This window comes from Oleiphilus sp. HI0061, from assembly GCF_001635675.1.
In genome coordinates, this window is the sequence record NZ_LWFE01001802.1 from 1 (window position 1) to 1,162 (window position 1,162).

A 1,162-nucleotide genomic window follows, 5' to 3' on the forward strand; every position below is an offset into this window, starting at 1 on the left:
GAATAGATCACATTTCGTTAGAGTTCACACTCCGATAAAATCACAGGCACAATATATAACATTGAGATGAAATTAGGGAGACACATGTCATGAAATACAGTATTTATTTATCTGGTGAAATTCATAGCGATTGGCGCGAGCGAATTGTGACAGGTTTGGAGTCGAACGGACTGGATGTAGAAGTCTATTCGCCGATCACTAACCATGAAGCAAGCGATGAAGTAGGCGTTAAAATTTTAGGGGAAGAAGAGAATAACTTCTGGAAAGATCACAAAGCAGCAAAAATTAACGCCTTGCGTACTATGACTCTGATTGAAAAGTCCGACATTGTGGTGGTGCGTTTTGGTGAAAAATATAAGCAGTGGAATGCGGCCTTCGACGCAGGTATTGCGATTGGTCAGGGTAAGCCGATTATTGTGATGCATGCGCCAGAATTGACGCACCCTTTGAAAGAAATTGATGGTGCAGCGATGGCGGTGACCGAAACGCCGGAACAAGTAGTAGAAATTTTGAAGTATATCAACCAATAGTCGGGCTAATCTCGCTACAAGGCGGCGTGTTTTACGTTATAATGCCGCTCTTTTGTTTCTCACTCTATAAGAATCTGGTGGTACGATCGTGTCTAACGAGACCCAAGCAAACGAAGTCGGTGCAGGTGCGCCTGACGTTAAAACTTTTCAGGGGCTGATTCTGGCCCTGCAAAACTTCTGGGCGAGTAAGGGCTGTGTAGTCCTGCAGCCGCTTGATATGGAAGTTGGAGCAGGTACTTTTCACCCGGCTACTTTCTTGCGCTCAATAGGGCCCGAGACCTGGAACGCCGCCTATGTTCAGCCAAGTCGACGACCTACAGATGGTCGCTATGGCGAGAACCCGAACCGTTTGCAGCATTACTATCAATTCCAGGTGGTGATGAAGCCTTCACCCCTGAATATTCAGGAACTCTATCTTGAATCATTAGCGGCGATGGGTATTGATACCACTGTCCACGATATTCGATTTGTAGAGGATAACTGGGAATCTCCTACACTAGGCGCCTGGGGTTTGGGTTGGGAAGTCTGGTTGAATGGTATGGAGGTAACTCAGTTCACCTACTTTCAACAGGTTGGCGGGCTCGAATGTTACCCGGTAACCGGTGAAATTACCTACGGTTTGGAACGTATCG

At 46.5% G+C, this 1,162-nt stretch carries 2 protein-coding genes; both read left to right on the top strand.

All coding sequences use genetic code 11. The annotated features are described in order from the left end of the window. The first annotated feature begins 89 nt into the window (after positions 1-89). Positions 90-530: a YtoQ family protein gene (locus A3735_RS27460; protein ID WP_068509695.1), complete on the top strand. Its 441-nt coding sequence runs from the start codon at positions 90-92 to the stop codon at positions 528-530. An 88-nt stretch (positions 531-618) separates the two neighbouring features. Then, a partial coding sequence (locus A3735_RS27465) for a glycine--tRNA ligase subunit alpha (protein WP_156499970.1) occupies positions 619-1,162 on the top strand: 544 nt, incomplete at its 3' end.